Source organism: Acidibrevibacterium fodinaquatile (assembly GCF_003352165.1).
GTDB classification, from domain to species: Bacteria; Pseudomonadota; Alphaproteobacteria; order Acetobacterales; family Acetobacteraceae; genus Acidibrevibacterium; species Acidibrevibacterium fodinaquatile.
Genome location: NZ_CP029176.1, coordinates 2,429,651 through 2,445,332 on the forward strand (window position 1 = coordinate 2,429,651; position 15,682 = coordinate 2,445,332).

Genomic DNA, 15,682 nt, shown 5'->3' on the forward strand with positions numbered 1-15,682 from the left:
AAAAAACACAAAGAAAGACCAGACGAGGCTTAACCCCCGCCGAGATAGCGGCGGCGGAGATGGGCCATGAAATCCTCGGGGTCGAGCGGTTTGCCGGTCGCGGCGCGGAGCAGATCGTTGAACCCGAGCAGGCTGCCGCGGCCATGGATCTCGGCCCGGAGCCAGGTGCGGAGCGGGGTGAAATCGCCGGCGGCGAGCGCCGCCTCGAGCCCCGGCACCCGTGTCCGCGCCGCCGCCATCAATTGCGCCGCCGCCATCGCCCCGAGCGTATAGCTCGGGAAATAGCCGAACGCGCCGTCATACCAATGGATATCCTGGAGACACCCCTCGGCGTCATCTCGCGGGGTGATGCCGAGCAGCGCCGCCATCCCCTCGCGCCACGCGCCGGGAAGGTCGGCCGGGTCGAGATCCCCCGCGATCAGCGCCCGTTCGAGACGAAAGCGGAGGATGACATGGGCGGGGTAGGTCACTTCATCGGCATCGACGCGGATCAAGCTGCGCCCGACACGCAGCCCTAGTCGCGCCAAGTTTTCCGGCGCGTAAAGCGCCGCAGCCCCGCCGAAACTCTCATGCAAAATTGGGCCGAGCCAAGCAAGAAACGCATCCGAGCGGCAAGCCTGCATTTCGATGATCAAGGACTGGCTCTCATGCACCGCCATCCCCGCCGCCATGCCAACCGGCTGGCGAGCATAAGCGGTCGGCAGACCCGCCTCATAAAGCGCATGTCCGGTCTCATGCATCACGCCCATCAGGCTTTGCGCGAAATCGGCCTCGTCATAGCGGGTGGTGATGCGGATATCGCTGGGCGTGCCGCCGGAGAACGGGTGCAAGGAACGATCGAGCCGGGCATGGCTGAAATCGAGCCCGGCGCGCGCCGCCAAGCGCCGGCAAAGTGCCTCCTGCGCTGCCTCAGGAAACGGGCCGGGGGGAATTTGCGGCGCAACCTGGCGCGCCAGCGCGAGCGGCAACGCCTCGGCGAGAAAAGCCTGGTAGGTCGCGAAAATCGGCGCGACGTCAGCGGCGCGCACGCCACGCTGAAACCCCTCCATCAGCGCGTCATAAGGATCAAGCCCGAGCGCCGCCCCGAGTGCCGCGGCCGCTTCCCGCGCGAGCCGCACGACCTCGGTGAAAGCGGGTAAAACCTGCGCAAAATCCGCCGCCGCGCGCGCCCCGCGCCAGATTTTCTCGCACGCCGCATTGGCCCGCGCCTGCGCCTCGACGAGATCGCCAGGCAGCGCCGCGGCGCGGCGATAGCGCTCTGCCATCAAAGCGAGATTGGCGCGTTCCCATGGGTCATCGCCGGGATCGGCGCCGGCGAGCCAATCCGCCATCTCGCCGGCGATCAGCAACTCATGCGCAAGCCCGGCAAGGACCGCAAGTTGCTCGCCGCGCGCCGCCCCACCTCCCGGTGGCATCATCACCGCGGCGTCCCAACCCAGCATCGCCTGCGCTTCCTCGATCACCGCGATGCGGGCAAAGCGCGCCCGGAGACGGGTGTAAGCCTCATTCATCGCCGCCGGCTCCCTCCTGCCGCCAATGTCTTCGCAGCCAAAGACCGTAGATCACCGCGAGCACGATCGCGAGCCCGAACCAGGTCAGGGCGTAGGAGAGGTGATTGTTCGGTGGCCGCGGCAAGCTCTCGGCCGGCGCCGGGATGCCGCCGGGCGGCGGCGCCCCCATCGCCATCAGCGTGAACGGCGCGACCGTTTTGAGGCCGAGGGCGTCGCCGATCCGAGCCGGGTCGAGGGTATAAAAGCGTAACCGTCCGGGATCGTCGCGCGGCGTGAACCAACCCGGCCGCGCCGGCAGCCGGACGAAGCCGGTGACGCTCACCGCCGGCGCCGCCTCGGCGAAAGCGGCGAGCGCGCCGTCGGGGATCCAGCCGCGTGCGACCAGAAGCGGCGGCCCCGCCGCCGGCACCAGCACCTGCAATAATTGTCCTCCCATCGTCGGCCCCCGCGCCGTCTCGCGGACGTCGGCGCCGTAGAGCGCGATCACCGGCAGATAGCGGCCATGGACGACGACTTTCTCAAAGGGCGTCGGCGCCGCCGGCAGCGCGACCGGCGGGGCTGCCTCGGCGGCCGCGATCGCCGCGAGAATGCCCTCTTTCCAGGCCAGCCGGCGCAACTGCCAAACGCCGAGCCCCAGCAAAACCGCCAGCATAACCGCCGTGCTCAGCGTCGGGACGAGAAAATTGCGGCGCTTGCGCGGGCGGCGCGGCGCGGTCACGGCCCCATCTCGGTGCGGCGATAGCGGTATTGCAACACGATCAGCGCCGCCTTCAGCGGGCGCATCATCGCGATGGCGAGCGGGACCGTCACCACCGGCCACAACACCGCATGCACCCAAAGCGGCGGCGAGAACGTGAATTCGACCCAGAATGCCAAGCCGACGATCACCGCGCCGAGGACGAGAATAACCGCGACCGCCGGACCGTCACCAGCATCATGAGCGCTGAGATCAAGACCGCAAACTGGGCAGGCGGGGCGCACCGTGAGCAGGCCCGCGAACAGTTTACCCTGGCCGCAACGCGGACACCGCCCCGCAAGCGCCGCCCAAATCGGCGAGATCGCCGCATCCGGGGCGGGCGGCATCGGCTTAGCCGGCAGATACCGGCGACGCCCCCCACCAATAGATGCACACGAAAAGGAACAGCCAAACGACATCGACGAAATGCCAATACCAAGCTGCCGCCTCGAAGCCAAAATGCCGCTCGGGCGTAAAATCGCCACCGGAAGCGCGGAGGAAGCAAACGATCAGGAACAGCGTCCCGACGATGACGTGAAAGCCGTGAAACCCGGTCGCGAGGAAGAACACCGAAGGGTAGATGGTGCCGCCGAAATGAAACGGCGCATGGGAATACTCAAGCGCCTGAAAGCCGGTGAAGCTGAGCCCGAGCAGCACCGTCAGCAACAGCCCCATGACCAGCCCCTTGCGGTCATTCTCCAACAGGCTGTGATGTGCCCAGGTGACCGTGGTGCCCGAGAGCAGCAGGATCATGGTGTTCAGGAACGGAATATGGAACGGGGCGAAGGTGTGGATCCCCTCCGGCGGCCAGACCATTTCCTTGGCGCCGGCGACATGCTCGGGAAACAGCGCGAAATTGAAAAATGCCCAGAAGAAAGCGACGAAGAACATCACTTCGCTGGTGATGAAGAACATCATGCCGTAGCGCAGGCCAAGCCGCACCACCGGCGAATGCATCCCCGGCGTATGGCTTTCCTTGAGCACGTCACGCCACCAGAAGAACATCACCCCGAGCACGCCGAGCAGACCGAGAATGAGCAGCGTCCAACTATGATAATGCGCCTCGAAGACGATGCCGAGCACGGTGAGACCACCCGCCAGAGCGCCAACGATCGGCCACGGGCTGGGATCGACCAGATGATAAGGCTGCTTCAGGCCAGAACTGGCGACAGGGAGGGCAGCGGCGTGGGTATCAGTGCTCATGTCTCGTCCGTCTCATCTCGGCCGGGCTTGATCCGGCGGGGGAAAGGCTGGTCCGCGCATCATGGCCAAAAGAGCGCGCGGTTCAAGTGGTTGATCGGCGAAAACTGCGTGTGCGCCATGGGCGGGGAGCGATATCAGATCAATGGCGTGTCATCTTGGCGATGGTGATGGCATAGAATAGGCCGGCGAGCGCAAACAGCACCACAAACAGCGCCCAATTGCGCCCCCGCCGGCGCCGTTCGAGATCGGCGGGCTTGATCGGCGGCGCTGGCACCGGCTCGGTTTTCACGCCGTTCACCCGACCAGACGGTCGACGGCGAAGGCCGCGAACAGCGCGAAAAGATAGAGGATGGAATAGCGAAAAGCCGCCCGCGCCGGCGCATCCTTGGTCAGGCTCCGCCCGGCCGCATCCACAGCGTCGCGCAGCACCCGCCAGGCGCTCACCAAAAAGCCAAGCCCGAGCCCGCACGCGGCGAAGCCATAGATTCGGCCAGCCTCGCCCAGCGCCCATGGCAAGAGCGTGAGCGGCACCAGGACCAATGTGTAGAGCATGATCTGCCGCCGCGTCGCCCGCAGGCCGGCCACCACAGGCAGCATCGGCACGCCGGCGCGCGCGTAATCGCCATGGGCGTAGAGCGCGAGCGACCAGAAATGCGGCGGCGTCCAGAAGAAAATAATGGCAAACAGCACGAGCGGCGTTAGCGCGAGATGCCCGGTCACCGCGACCCAACCGATCAGCGGCGGGAAGGCGCCGGCAGCCCCGCCGATGACGATGTTCTGCGGCGTCCGCCGCTTCAGCCACATCGTATAGACGAACACGTAAAACAGGATCGAGGCCGCGAGGGCAGCACCCGCCGCGACATTGGTCGCGAGCCCCATGACCAGAACCGAGGCAACGGCCAGCGCGATTCCGAAGCCGAGCGCATCCGCCGGCGCGATCCGCCCGTCCGGCACGGGCCGCCGCGCCGTCCGCCGCATCACTGCGTCGATGTCACGGTCGTACCACATATTGATCGCCCCGGCCGCACCGGCGCCGACCGCAATGCACAGGATCGCCGCAAGACCGAGCACCGGATGCATTCCCCCCGGCGCGACCAGCAAGCCGACCAGCCCGGTGAAAACGACCAGCGTCATCACCCGCGGCTTGAGCAGAGCCATCCAGTCGCTCACGGTCGCGACCGCGACGAGCGGCGAGGAGACGATCTCCCCGCCAGGCGCTTCAATCCAAACAGAATCGCTCATACCCGTCTCTGCCGTCAGCGGATCTGCGGCAATTCCTCGTAAGTGTGGAAGGGCGGCGGCGAACTCACCGTCCATTCCAGCGTCGTCGCGCCCTCACCCCAGTAATTACCGGCGAGCCGCTCTTTCGAGGTGAAGGTGCGGAACATGACGTAAAAGAACACCAGCGCCGAGAGTCCGGCGATGTAGGCGCCGATCGAGGAAACATAGTTCCAACCGGCGAACGCCTCGGGATAATCGGGGTAGCGCCGCGGCATCCCGGCAAGACCAAGGAAATGCATCGGGAAGAAGGTGAGGTTGACGCCGACGAAGAACATCCAGAAATGCACCCGCGCCCAGAATTCCGGGAACGGCCGCCCGGTCATCTTGCCGATCCAGAAATAGATGCCGGCGAAGATGCCGAACACCGCGCCGAGCGACAGCACGTAGTGGAAATGGGCGATGACGTAGTAGGTGTTGTGCACGATCTGGTCGATTCCGGCATTGGCGAGAACCACGCCGGTGACGCCACCGATGGTGAAGACAAAGATGAACCCGACCGCCCACAGCATCGGCACCGTCATCTCGATCGCGCCGCCCCACATGGTCGCGATCCAAGAGAAGATCTTCACCCCGGTCGGCACCGCGATGACCAGGGTCGCGGCCATGAAATAGGCGCGGGTATCGACATCCATGCCGGAGACGAACATGTGATGCGCCCAGACCACGAAACCAACGACCCCGATCGCCACCATCGCATAGGCCATGCCGAGATAGCCGAAGACCGGCTTCTTGCTGAAGGTGGAGACGATGTGGCTGATGATCCCGAACGCCGGCAGGATCATGATGTAGACTTCGGGATGGCCGAAGAACCAGAACAAATGCTGGAACAGGACCGGATCGCCGCCGCCTTGCGGGTCAAAGAAGGTGGTGCCGAAATTGCGATCGGTGATCAGCATGGTGATCGCCCCGGCAAGCACCGGGATCGAAAGCAGCAGCAGGAACGCCGTCACCAGCATGCCCCAGACGAAAAGCGGCATCTTGTGCAACGTCATGCCGGGGGCGCGCATGTTGAAGATGGTGGTGATGAAGTTGATGGCGCCAAGCAGCGACGAAATACCGGCGAGATGGAGCGCAAACAGGGTGAAATCCATCCCCGGGCCGGGTTCGTACATCGCATTCGAAAGCGGCGGATAGAGCGTCCAACCCGATCCCGATTCGCCCATCAGCAACCCGGCGCAAACCAAAGTCAGGGCCGGCACCAGCAGCCAGAAGCTGATATTGTTGAGGCGTGGGAAAGCCATATCCGGGGCGCCGATCATCAGCGGGACGAACCAGTTGCCGAACCCGCCGATCAGCGCCGGCATGACCACGAAGAAAATCATGATCAGCCCGTGCGCGGTCACGATGGTATTCCAGATCTGACCGTTCTCGACGATGTGCTGGCCGGGATACATCAATTGCGCACGCATGATCATCGAAAGCCCGCCGCCGATCACCGCGGCAACCGCGGCGAAGATCAGATAAAGCGTGCCGATGTCTTTGTGGTTGGTGCTGAACAGCCAGCGCGCGGCGAAACCGGGATAATGCCCGTGATGCTCACCATGAGCATGATCATGGGTGGTTGCACTTGCCATCGCTCATCAACTCCTCGAAAAACGCTGCCCGGAAGTGGGGTCAGCGCCGCGTCTCGTTCATCAGCCCATCCGCCGCCGCCAGGCGGTTGTCGCCGAGCCTCGCCGGCGCATTCTCCGACGTCTGCTCCTGCGCCTTGGCTTTGGCTGCCCACGCCTTGAAATCAGCGTCGCTCAGCGCCTCGACCACGATCGGCATCTGGCTGTGGTTCATACCACAGACTTGGTTGCATTCGCCGTAATATCTACCCGGTTTCTCGACCCGCACCCAGGTTTCGATGCTGCGCCCGGGGATCGCGTAGCGCTGCACGCCGAGGCTCGGGATAAAGAAGCTGTGGATGACGTCGGTCGAGGTGGTGAGGATGCGGATATCCTTGCCCACCGGCACGACCAGCGGATTATCCACCTCCAGAAGACGCATCTGCCCAGGCTTTAACTGGCTGTCCGGAATGATGCGGCTTTCGATATCGAGCCCGCCCTGATCAGGATAGCCATATTCCCAATACCATTGATGCGCCGTGACCTTGATCGTCAGCGCCGGATCATGGGTGCGATCCTCGTAATAGACCAGGCGGAAAGAGGGAATGGCGATGATCACCAGGATCAGGATCGGCAGCACCGTCCACAGCACCTCGATCAAGGTGTTATGGCTGGTGCGACTCGCCTCGGGGTTGCGCTGCGCATTGTAGCGATAGAGCACCCACACCAGCAGCGCGCCGACCAGAAGCGTAATCAAGGTGATGATCACCAGCACGAAATCGTGCAACGCGATGATGTCATGCTTCACCGGGCTGAAGCCCGGCTGCATGTCCATCTCCCAGGGCTTGGGCGCTTGCGCCAGCGCCGGCCGCGCCAGCCCGATCATCCCCATCGTCGCGATGAGCATGCTGACAAATATAGCGAAACGCCGCCCCAGTAATCGCATCGGCCGATCTTCCCGTTTTCGACGTGCCGGCCACGCTGTGGCCGGCGGATATGAAGACATCGGTTAGCCCCGCTGCCGTCCGCGATCAAGAGGCGATGTCAAAACCCTGGCGTTCAGCGGCTGAGATGCCGCTCGACCGCCGAGTCCGGCGGCGGCAGGCCAGCCAAAATATCGCGCGCCAACACCCGCCCGAGACAGACCTGCAACCGCCGCGCATCCAAAAGCCGCTCCGCCCGACGCGCATGCTCGAGATCGACCCCCCCTCCCTCGGCCCAGCCGCGCATCAGATCGAAGCGGGAAAACAGCGCGACCCCCGGCGCGGTCGCGGCGGCCCGCAACACCGCCTCGTAAGGACGCAAATCGGCATGCATGCGCAAGACCCGGCTGTAGGGCAGATCAACCAGGATCAACCCCGCCCCCGCCCGCGCCACCGCCGTGCGGCCATCCTCGAGCGCGCGGGCAAATGCCGCAGCGGAAACCCGCCGCAGCGCCTCGATCGTGCCGGTCTGCCAGATCACCAGTTGCACCGGATGCTCGGCGAGCCTCGCGGGGAGATCGCGGCTCATGGTTTCGGCGGCCATCCCGCGCCCGCCATAGAGGCTGAGCACAATGTCGGCACTGGGCATCGCCGCCTTTAGAATCTGGGCCGTGCGATAGGCGAAAGAATCGAAAATCCGCCCGGGCGGCGGGCCGAGAACGCTGCCCGAGCCAATGGCGAGGATTTCGAGATGCCCGCCCGGGCGAAGGGCCGCGCTCAGGGCGGGAGATGCCAACGACGCCGCCGGCGCCGAGGGCGGGGGACAAAATCCTTTGGGCAGCGGCGGCGGCGGATCGCTGCCGGGGCCGGCAAGCACGATGCGCGCCGAAATCGGCGCCGATGGCGCGACACCCTCCTGCCAGGCGGCCCGCGCCGGAACGGCGAGACAAAACACCGCCAAAGCAAGCGCCAGAACCGCGCCCCCTCTCTGCCACGCCCGCCGTCTCTGCCACGCATAGGTCACGAAAAGGCGCGCTACCAGCGTCAGCCCCCGGCGACAAGCCCTCGCGGCTCGGCCGCGAACCCGGCCGCCAGACGCTCGACATCCGCCGCCGCCGGGCTTGCCGGGTGACGGGTGAGGAGAAGGCTTTGACGACGGATCGTCTCGCGCACCCGGTCGTCACGCCGTACCGCGCCGGCATAGTCCGGCGTACGGCCAAGAAAGGCTTGGCAAGCCCGCGCTAGCGTCGCGAACGTCTTTTCACCTGCGGCTTGGCTCGCCGCCTGGTTCACCACGACCCGGACATCGCCGCCGCCCTTTTCCGGTAGGCAATCGGCGGCGTAGAGTTTTAGCACCGCATAGGCATCGGTGAGGCTGGTCGGCTCATCGGTCGCAACCACCACCAGGGTATCGGCCGCCACCGCCATCCGCCGCACCGCGCGATCGAGCCCGGCGCCAAGATCGAGCACGACGGTCTGATAGAGCGCGGTTGCGGCCCGCAATTCCGCCAACACCCGGGCCAGCGCCGGCGGCTCCAAGGCGGCGAGCGCGCCCGAGCCGGAACGGCCGGCGAGAATGTCGAACCCGCCCGGCGCAAACGCGGTGACACTCTCGACCAAGCTCGCCCGCCCGGTGATCAGGCCACCGAGATCACGCTCCGGCATCAGCCCGAGCTGGATATCGACATTGGCGAGACCGAGATCGCCATCGAACAGCAACACCCGCCGCCCGGCGCGCGCGAGCGCGTGGGCGAGGGTGATCGCGAGCCAGGTCTTCCCCACCCCACCCTTGCCCGAAGCGATGGCGATCAGACGCCCGCGCCGCAGCGGCAGCACCTTGCCCACCGGCACACCGGGACGGTCGCCTTGGCTGATCGAACGGACATCGAGCATCATGCATACGCCTCTGCTGGAGGCCGGGCAGTGGCCGGGGCAACGCCCCGAACCAGTCGCTCGGCAAGAAAATCGGCGGTCATCGGCACCAACCCGTCGGCGGCGCCACTGCCCACCCCGGCCTCGGCGAGGCCAAGCCGGCCAGCGGCGGCGGCGGCGAGCACGCCGCCCAGCCGCCGCGCGACATCGAGCCGGGTCGCAACCAGGGCGAGCGCGCCGGCGGCCGCGAAGGCGGCGGCGAGATCGGCCGCTTCAGCGACATCGAGCCCGGCCGGCAGCACCAAAACGACCCGCGCCCCCGCCGCGCCGGCGAGGGCGGCAATCTCCGCGCCGGCGGCGGGATCGAAAGGATCGAGCCCCGGGGCGTCGATCAATACCGGCGCCCCCTCGCTCCGCCGCGTCAGAGCGCGGGCGAGCGATACCGGCTGACTCGCGACCAAAAGATTGAGGCCGAGCAGCCGCGTATAAGCCGCCAATTGTTCGGTCGCGCCGGCGCGCTTGCCATCGGCGGAAATCACCAGCGGCGCGCCCCCCGCCAGCACCAGCCGGGTCGCCAGCCGCGCGACCGTCAAAGTCTTGCCGGCGCCCGGCGGGCCGACGAACAAGAGCGGCGCCGCCCCGGCCGCGAGCGGCAAGGTGGCGAAAGCGAAATGGCGGGCGAGCATCGTCGCGAGATCGCCCTCTTCGAGCAATGCCGCGAGCGCCTCCGGAACCGCGTGAAACGCGAGTGCCTCGCGCCGTTCGCGCTGACCGCCGGCGGCCAGTGGATCCCCCGCCGCGCCAGGGGGGGACGCCGCCTCGGGATCGAGCGCGGCCGTCACCTCGACACCGCCCGCCACCCGCCGGGTGCCGAGAATGAGCGCCTCGGCGCCGAGTTCGCGGCGCAGCGCCGCCATCGCTTCCGCCATGGTGGGCGCGCGATAGAGCTTCAGTCGCATCGCGTGCGTCCCCCGTCAGGCCGGGCGGGGCACCACCGCCGGCGCCCGCCCACCCGCAACGCCATCCTCATGTCCCGGTGCGAACCCATCATATCGTGCCGACGGTGCGAATGCGAGCGCGTGGATGGATTTCCGACTGTGCCAGCACCGCGGTCGCCGGGCGGATGCGCTCGACGATTGCGCGCACATGCGGGCGGATCGGCGCGCTGGTCAGCAACGCCGGCGCCTCGCCGCCCGCGGCAGCCTGCTCGAAGACCGCCCGGAAGCGATGCATGAAGTCCTGCAGCCGCTGCGGCGACATCACGAGCTGGCGATCCTCGGCCGGTCCCACCAGAGCATCGGCGAAGGCGCCCTCCCATTCCGAAGACAGCGTGACCAGCGGGATATAGCCGGCGGCGCCGACTTGGCTGTCACTCAGTTGCCGCGCGAGGCGAGCGCGCACATGCGCGACGATGGCGCCGAAGCTGCGCCCCTGGCCGCTCGTTGCCTCCTGGATGCCCTCCAGAATGGTGGGGAGATCGCGAATCGAAACCCGCTCGGCAAGCAGCGCCTGCAAGACACGCTGCACCCCGCCGACCGAGATCTGCGTCGGGATGATGTCTGCGATCAATTTCTGCTGTTCGCGCGGCAATTCATCGAGGAGTTTCTGGGTCTCGGCGTAAGACAGCAATTCCGCCATGTTCTCGCGCACGATCTCGGTCAAATGGGTTGCGAGCACGCTCGGCGGATCGACGACGGTGCAGCCGCGGAAGGTCGCCTCCTCGCGCGCTTCCGGCGCGATCCAAAGCGCCGGCAGGCCGAATGCCGGCTCGGTGGTGCGTTCGCCGGCAAGTTCCGGCCGCCCGCCCTTGGGATCCATGGCGAGCAGCGCGTTCATCCGCACCTCGCCCCGCCCGGCCTCGATCTCCTTGATGCGAATGGCATAGCCCTCGGCGGGAAGCTGCATATTGTCCTGGATGCGCACCGGCGGCAGCACGAAGCCCATTTCGGCGGCGATGGCGCGGCGCATCCCTTTGATCTGCTCGGTCAGGCGCGGCGGATCGCCGCTTGCCAACGCAAGCAAGCCATAGCCGAGTTCGAGCCGGATCAGATCGATCCGCAGCGCCTCGCTGATCGGCGGTTCGGCCGGTGCCGCCGGCGCACCCGCGGGAAGCGCGAGCGATAGCGACGCCGCATAGTTGCGCCGCAGCCACGCAGCCCCCCCCGCGAGCCCGGCAAGCCCGAGAAAAGGAAGCGCCGGTAAACCCGGCATTAGCGCCAGCACCGTCGCGGCGCCAGCGGCGAGCGCGAGTGGCTTCGGCCGCCCGCCGATCTCGGCGAGCAGGGCGACATTCGCCTTGCCCTCCATGCCGCCCTTGGTGACGACGATGCCAGCGGCGGTCGAGACCAACAAAGCCGGGATCTGCGCGACCAGCCCATCCCCGACGGTCAGCGTGGTGAAGGTCGCGGCGGCATCGGCGAAGGGCATTCCATGGCGCACGAGACCGATCGTGAGGCCACCGACGATATTGATCGCGGTGATGATCAGCGCCGCGATGGCATCGCCGCGGACGAACCGCGCGGCACCATCCATCGCGCCGTAAAAGCCGCTCTCGGCCTCCAGTTCGCGCCGCCGGCGACGCGCCGTCTTGTCGTCGATCATGCCCGAGGAGAGATCGGCGTCGATCGCCATCTGCTTTCCGGGCATGGCATCGAGGCTGAAGCGCGCGGAAACTTCGGCGATACGGCCAGAACCTTTGGTAATGACCATGAAATTGACGACGAGCAGGATCGCAAACAAGATGACGCCGATCACCACGTCGCCGCCCATGAGAAAACCGCCGAAGGCGGCAACGACATGCCCGGCCGCGAGCGGCCCCTCATTGCCGTGGGCGAGGATCAACCGCGTCGTCGCGACTTCGAGCGCCAGGCGCAGCAGCGTCGTCAGCAGCAACAAGGTCGGGAAGCTCGAGAAATCGAGCGGCTTTTCGAGAAACAGCGCGACCATCAGGACGAGGATCGACGCCGTGATCGAAAGCGAGAGACAGATATCGAGCACGAAGGGCGGCAGCGGCAGGATGAGCACCGAAAGCAAGGCGACGACACCGAGCGCGAGCCCGATATCGCTCCCCGGCAGATAGGGACGAAGCCGCCCGCCGAAGACGGCGAGCCAGGGCGCCGCTGGTTTCGCCGCGATGTCGGCCATGGCGCCTCAGGCCACCGCCGCAGACGCCATGCTGCCGGCCGGCGGCGGCGGTACGGCAAGTCCCTGCGCCGCGTAATCGCGAAGCTTGTTGCGCAGCGCCCGGATCGAAATGCCGAGCATGACCGCGGCATGGGTGCGGTTGCCGAAAGTATGTTCCAGGGTTTCGAGAATGAGATCGCGCTCGACCTCGTCAACCGTGCGCCCGACCAGCGCCGAAACCGGCGCCGCGCCTGCAGCCGGGATCGCAACCGCACCCGCCGCGGGCGCAGCCGGCCGGCCGTTTGCCGCGAGCACCACGCCTTCCGCCGCCGGCAGTTCAATGGCCGCGAGATCGATCTCGTCGCCTTCCGCAAGCAGCACCGCGCGATGGAGGATGTTTTCGAGTTCGCGCACATTGCCCCGCCAGGGATGGCGGCGCAGCGCGGCGCGCGCCTCCTCCGCCAGCGGCCGCGCCGGCACGCCGTTGAGTTCGGCGAAGCGGCGCGCGAAATGCTCGGCCAAGGCGATGATATCGGCTGGCCGCTCGCGGAGCGGCGGGATCACCAGATTGACGACATTGAGGCGGAAATAAAGATCCTCGCGAAACCGCCCGGCGGCGATCTCGCTCTTGAGATCGCGATTGGTGGTGGCGATGAGGCGCACATTCACGCGCACCGGTCCGTTGCCGCCGAGACGGTCGATTTCGCGCTCCTGGATCGCCCGCAATAGCTTCGCCTGAAGGCGGATATCCATCTCGCTGATTTCATCGAGCAACAGCGTGCCACCGTCAGCGGCCTCGAATTTGCCGACCCGGCGGGCGATGGCGCCGGAAAAGGCGCCCTTCTCGTGGCCGAAAAGTTCTGACTCCAGCAAATTCTCCGGAATCGCCGCGCAGTTGAGGGCAACGAACGCCGCCGCCGCGCGGCGCGAACGGCGATGGACATGGCGCGCCAGAACCTCCTTGCCGGTGCCCGATTCTCCAGAGATCAGCAGCGACGCGTCCGAACGCGCGACCTGCTCGGCGCGGCGCAGGGTTGCAAGCATGAGCGGGTCACGCGCGATCAGGGCGTGGCTCTCCCCGGCGACCGATTCGAGAATGGCAGCGATCAGCTCGGCATCCGGCGGCAGCGGCAGGAATTCCCGCGCCCCCGCCTCGATCGCGTGCACCGCCGCTTCCTGATCATTGCCAACCCCGCACGCGACGACCGGCACCAGGATGCGCTCGGCAAACATCGCGCGGATCAGCGCCGCGATGTCATGGCGGACGTCACAGAGCACGAGATCGACGCGGGCATCAGCACGCAGCCGGATCAATGCCGGCTCGATGCCATCGGCCTGGTCGAGCCGGGCGCCGCGCGCGATCGCGATCTGCGCCGCCTGGCCGAGTTCCGCCGCCAAGGATCCGATGATCAGAACTTGCATCGTCCGCAACCGCCCCTATCCGCGAAAGCGCCTCAAACCACCCGATCCGCTTTGACGATTTCGGTCATCGTCACGCCGAGCCGGTTATCGTCGACCATCACCACTTCGCCGCGCGCGACGAGCCGGTTATTGACGTAGATATCGATCGCCTCGCCGAGTTTGCGGTCGAGTTCGACCACGGCGCCGCGGCCGAGCTTGAGCAATTGATTGACCTGCATCGTCGCCTTGCCGAGAACGGCGCTCACCGTCACCGGAATGTCGTAGACCGCTTCGAGATCGCGCGCGCCGCGCGGCACGCTGGTATCGGTGATATCCAGCGCGTCACTACCTTCGATGAAATCCGGCTCATTCGACATCGGCCAATTCCCTTTCCGCATGACTGTCCGCATCCAGCCCGAAACGCTGCCACAATTCGACGAGCTGGCGCCGCAGCGCCGCACTATCGCGGCTGGCGCGGCCATTTTTCCAGGTAATCGTGACGTCGCCCGCGCTCATGCCGGCCTCGCTGACGAGACGCACCTTTGCGGCAAGCGATCCATCGAGACGCTCGAGATCCGCGGCCAGCGTCTCCCGATCGCCGGCGGCGACGGACACGATGATCTCGGGCTCGAGCGCCATCGGCGGCAGCAATTCGCGCATCAGCCGGCTGATTTCGGCGGCGCCATGGCGGCGAACGAGATCAGGCAGTACCGCCGCGAGCGAGCCCGTCAGCATCCGCGCCAGGGCGCGCCCGATCTCGTCGGCGCGCAGCTTCGCGCCCGCCGCCGCCTCCGCGAGAGCCCCCCGGATCGCCGCGAGCAAGCCATCGAGCGCGGCCTCGCGCGCGCCGAGCACCATCGCCCGCCCCGCCGCGACACCCGCTTCGTAGCCGCTGAGCCGCGCCGCCTCGACATCCTCGACCGTGAAAACCGCGGTGATGATTTCGGGCTCATTGGCCTCATCCGTCGCCGGCGTCTCCGCCACCGGTGCGTCAATCGCATCGAAATCCTCGATGAACAGATTTCGCTTGCGCTCTTCGGCACGCGGCGGAATTTTCGTCGCCCCGCTCAATAGACCAACTCCTCGCCCTTGCTTTCGCTGATCTCGATCTGGCCTTGCGCGGCGAGTTCCTTGGCCACCAAGACGATGCTGGCCTGTGCCTCATCGACGTCGCGGAGTTTGACCGGCCCGAGATTTTCGATCTCCTCACGCAGCATTCGCCCGGCGCGTTCGGACATGTTGGAGAGGAAGAGATCACGCACTTTCTCAGAGGCGCCCTTAAGGGCGATGGGCAGCTTGTCCTTCTCGACGGTGCGCATCAGAACCTGAATAGCCACACCGCTGAGACGTTGCAGATCCTCGAAGGTGAACATCAACGCCTTGATCCGCTCCGCCGATTCGCGGTTGCGATCCTCGAGCGCGGCGAGGAAGCGGGTTTCGCTCTGGCGGTCGAGATTATTGAAGATTTCCGCCATCATTTCATGAGAGTCGCGCCGGGTGCTGCGTGCGAGATTAGACATGAACTCGGCGCGCAACGTGCGTTCGACACCCTCCAAGACTTCCTTCTGCACGCTTTCCATGCGCAGCATGCGCATCACCACCTCCATCGCGAAGGACTCGGGCAGCAACGCCAGAACCCGCGCCGCGTGGTCGGGCTTGACCTTCGAGAGAACGACGGCAACGGTCTGCGGATATTCATTCTTGAGGTAATTCGCGAGCACCGCCTCGCTGACATTGCCGAGCTTGTCCCACATCGTGCGCCCGGCTGGCCCGCGGATTTCCTCCATGATCTGCTGGACGCGATCGCGCGGCAGGGCGCGCTGCAAGATCCGCTCGGTGCTCTCGAAACTGCCGACGATATTGCCAACCCCGCCGAGGCTTTCGGAAAAATCGTTACACAAGCGCTCGACGAGATCGGCCCGCACCGAGCCGAGCTGCGCCATCGCGGCCGAAATCTCCTTGATCTCATCCTCGTGCATCAGGGCAAAGATGCGCCCGCTCTGCTCCTCACCGAGCGCCAGCATCAAAATCGCGGCCTTTTGCGACCCGTTCAAGCCGCGCGGATCATCGATCTTGGCCATC

Annotated in this window: 16 protein-coding genes; all 16 read right to left on the minus strand. The window is 66.3% G+C overall.

Going from position 1 to position 15,682, the window contains the following annotated elements; all coding sequences use genetic code 11:
• Positions 1 to 29: 29 nt before the first annotated feature.
• The 16 genes from DEF76_RS11605 to fliG all read right to left on the minus strand — a co-directional run bounded on the left by DEF76_RS11605 (position 30) and on the right by fliG (position 15,681).
• Positions 30 to 1,511: a carboxypeptidase M32 gene (locus DEF76_RS11605; RefSeq protein ID WP_114912467.1), complete on the minus strand. Its 1,482-nt coding sequence runs from the start codon at positions 1,509 to 1,511 to the stop codon at positions 30 to 32.
• Entirely contained in the window at positions 1,504 to 2,229 is a 726-nt protein-coding gene (locus tag DEF76_RS11610; protein ID WP_114912468.1) for an SURF1 family protein, read from the minus strand. Before DEF76_RS11610 ends, DEF76_RS11605 begins: the two co-directional genes overlap by 8 nt.
• On the minus strand, positions 2,226 to 2,594 hold the full coding sequence (locus tag DEF76_RS11615; RefSeq protein WP_114912469.1) for a DUF983 domain-containing protein: 369 nt from the start codon (positions 2,592 to 2,594) through the stop codon (positions 2,226 to 2,228). Before DEF76_RS11615 ends, DEF76_RS11610 begins: the two co-directional genes overlap by 4 nt.
• Before the next feature lie 4 nt (positions 2,595 to 2,598).
• The gene (locus DEF76_RS11620) at positions 2,599 to 3,450 is read right to left on the minus strand and encodes a cytochrome c oxidase subunit 3 (RefSeq protein WP_114912470.1); all 852 of its coding nucleotides are present in this window, start codon (positions 3,448 to 3,450) and stop codon (positions 2,599 to 2,601) included.
• Positions 3,451 to 3,589: 139 nt separating this feature from the next.
• Positions 3,590 to 3,739 (minus strand): hypothetical protein, encoded by a 150-nt coding sequence (locus DEF76_RS19370; RefSeq protein ID WP_162800403.1) that lies wholly within the window; start codon positions 3,737 to 3,739, stop codon positions 3,590 to 3,592.
• Positions 3,740 to 3,744: 5 nt separating this feature from the next.
• A complete protein-coding gene (locus tag DEF76_RS11625; protein ID WP_114912471.1) occupies positions 3,745 to 4,692 on the minus strand; it encodes a heme o synthase in 948 nt (315 codons plus the stop codon).
• Between the two features lie 14 nt (positions 4,693 to 4,706).
• Positions 4,707 to 6,305, minus strand: coding sequence for a cytochrome c oxidase subunit I (gene ctaD, locus DEF76_RS11630; RefSeq protein ID WP_114912472.1), 1,599 nt, complete (start codon positions 6,303 to 6,305; stop codon positions 4,707 to 4,709).
• 40 nt (positions 6,306 to 6,345) lie between these two features.
• The gene (gene coxB / locus DEF76_RS11635; RefSeq protein ID WP_114912473.1) at positions 6,346 to 7,227 is read right to left on the minus strand and encodes a cytochrome c oxidase subunit II; all 882 of its coding nucleotides are present in this window, start codon (positions 7,225 to 7,227) and stop codon (positions 6,346 to 6,348) included.
• A 113-nt stretch (positions 7,228 to 7,340) separates the two neighbouring features.
• Positions 7,341 to 8,228 (minus strand): hypothetical protein, encoded by an 888-nt coding sequence (locus DEF76_RS11640; RefSeq protein ID WP_162800613.1) that lies wholly within the window; start codon positions 8,226 to 8,228, stop codon positions 7,341 to 7,343.
• Positions 8,229 to 8,248: 20 nt separating this feature from the next.
• The gene (locus DEF76_RS11645) at positions 8,249 to 9,100 is read right to left on the minus strand and encodes a MinD/ParA family protein (RefSeq protein ID WP_240318988.1); all 852 of its coding nucleotides are present in this window, start codon (positions 9,098 to 9,100) and stop codon (positions 8,249 to 8,251) included.
• Entirely contained in the window at positions 9,097 to 10,035 is a 939-nt protein-coding gene (locus DEF76_RS11650) for a flagellar biosynthesis protein FlhF (RefSeq protein ID WP_114912475.1), read from the minus strand. The genes DEF76_RS11645 and DEF76_RS11650 overlap by 4 nt, the downstream gene beginning before the upstream one ends.
• A gap of 88 nt (positions 10,036 to 10,123) precedes the next feature.
• Positions 10,124 to 12,220, minus strand: coding sequence for a flagellar biosynthesis protein FlhA (gene flhA / locus DEF76_RS11655; RefSeq protein WP_114912476.1), 2,097 nt, complete (start codon positions 12,218 to 12,220; stop codon positions 10,124 to 10,126).
• Between the two features lie 6 nt (positions 12,221 to 12,226).
• Positions 12,227 to 13,621, minus strand: a complete 1,395-nt coding sequence (locus tag DEF76_RS11660) for a sigma-54-dependent transcriptional regulator (protein WP_114912477.1) — start codon at positions 13,619 to 13,621, stop codon at positions 12,227 to 12,229.
• Between the two features lie 32 nt (positions 13,622 to 13,653).
• A complete protein-coding gene (fliN, locus tag DEF76_RS11665) occupies positions 13,654 to 13,977 on the minus strand; it encodes a flagellar motor switch protein FliN (protein WP_114912478.1) in 324 nt (107 codons plus the stop codon).
• Entirely contained in the window at positions 13,967 to 14,671 is a 705-nt protein-coding gene (locus tag DEF76_RS11670; protein ID WP_114912479.1) for a FliH/SctL family protein, read from the minus strand. Before DEF76_RS11670 ends, fliN begins: the two co-directional genes overlap by 11 nt.
• The gene (gene fliG, locus DEF76_RS11675) at positions 14,668 to 15,681 is read right to left on the minus strand and encodes a flagellar motor switch protein FliG (RefSeq protein ID WP_114912480.1); all 1,014 of its coding nucleotides are present in this window, start codon (positions 15,679 to 15,681) and stop codon (positions 14,668 to 14,670) included. The genes DEF76_RS11670 and fliG overlap by 4 nt, the downstream gene beginning before the upstream one ends.
• Position 15,682 lies beyond the last annotated feature (1 nt).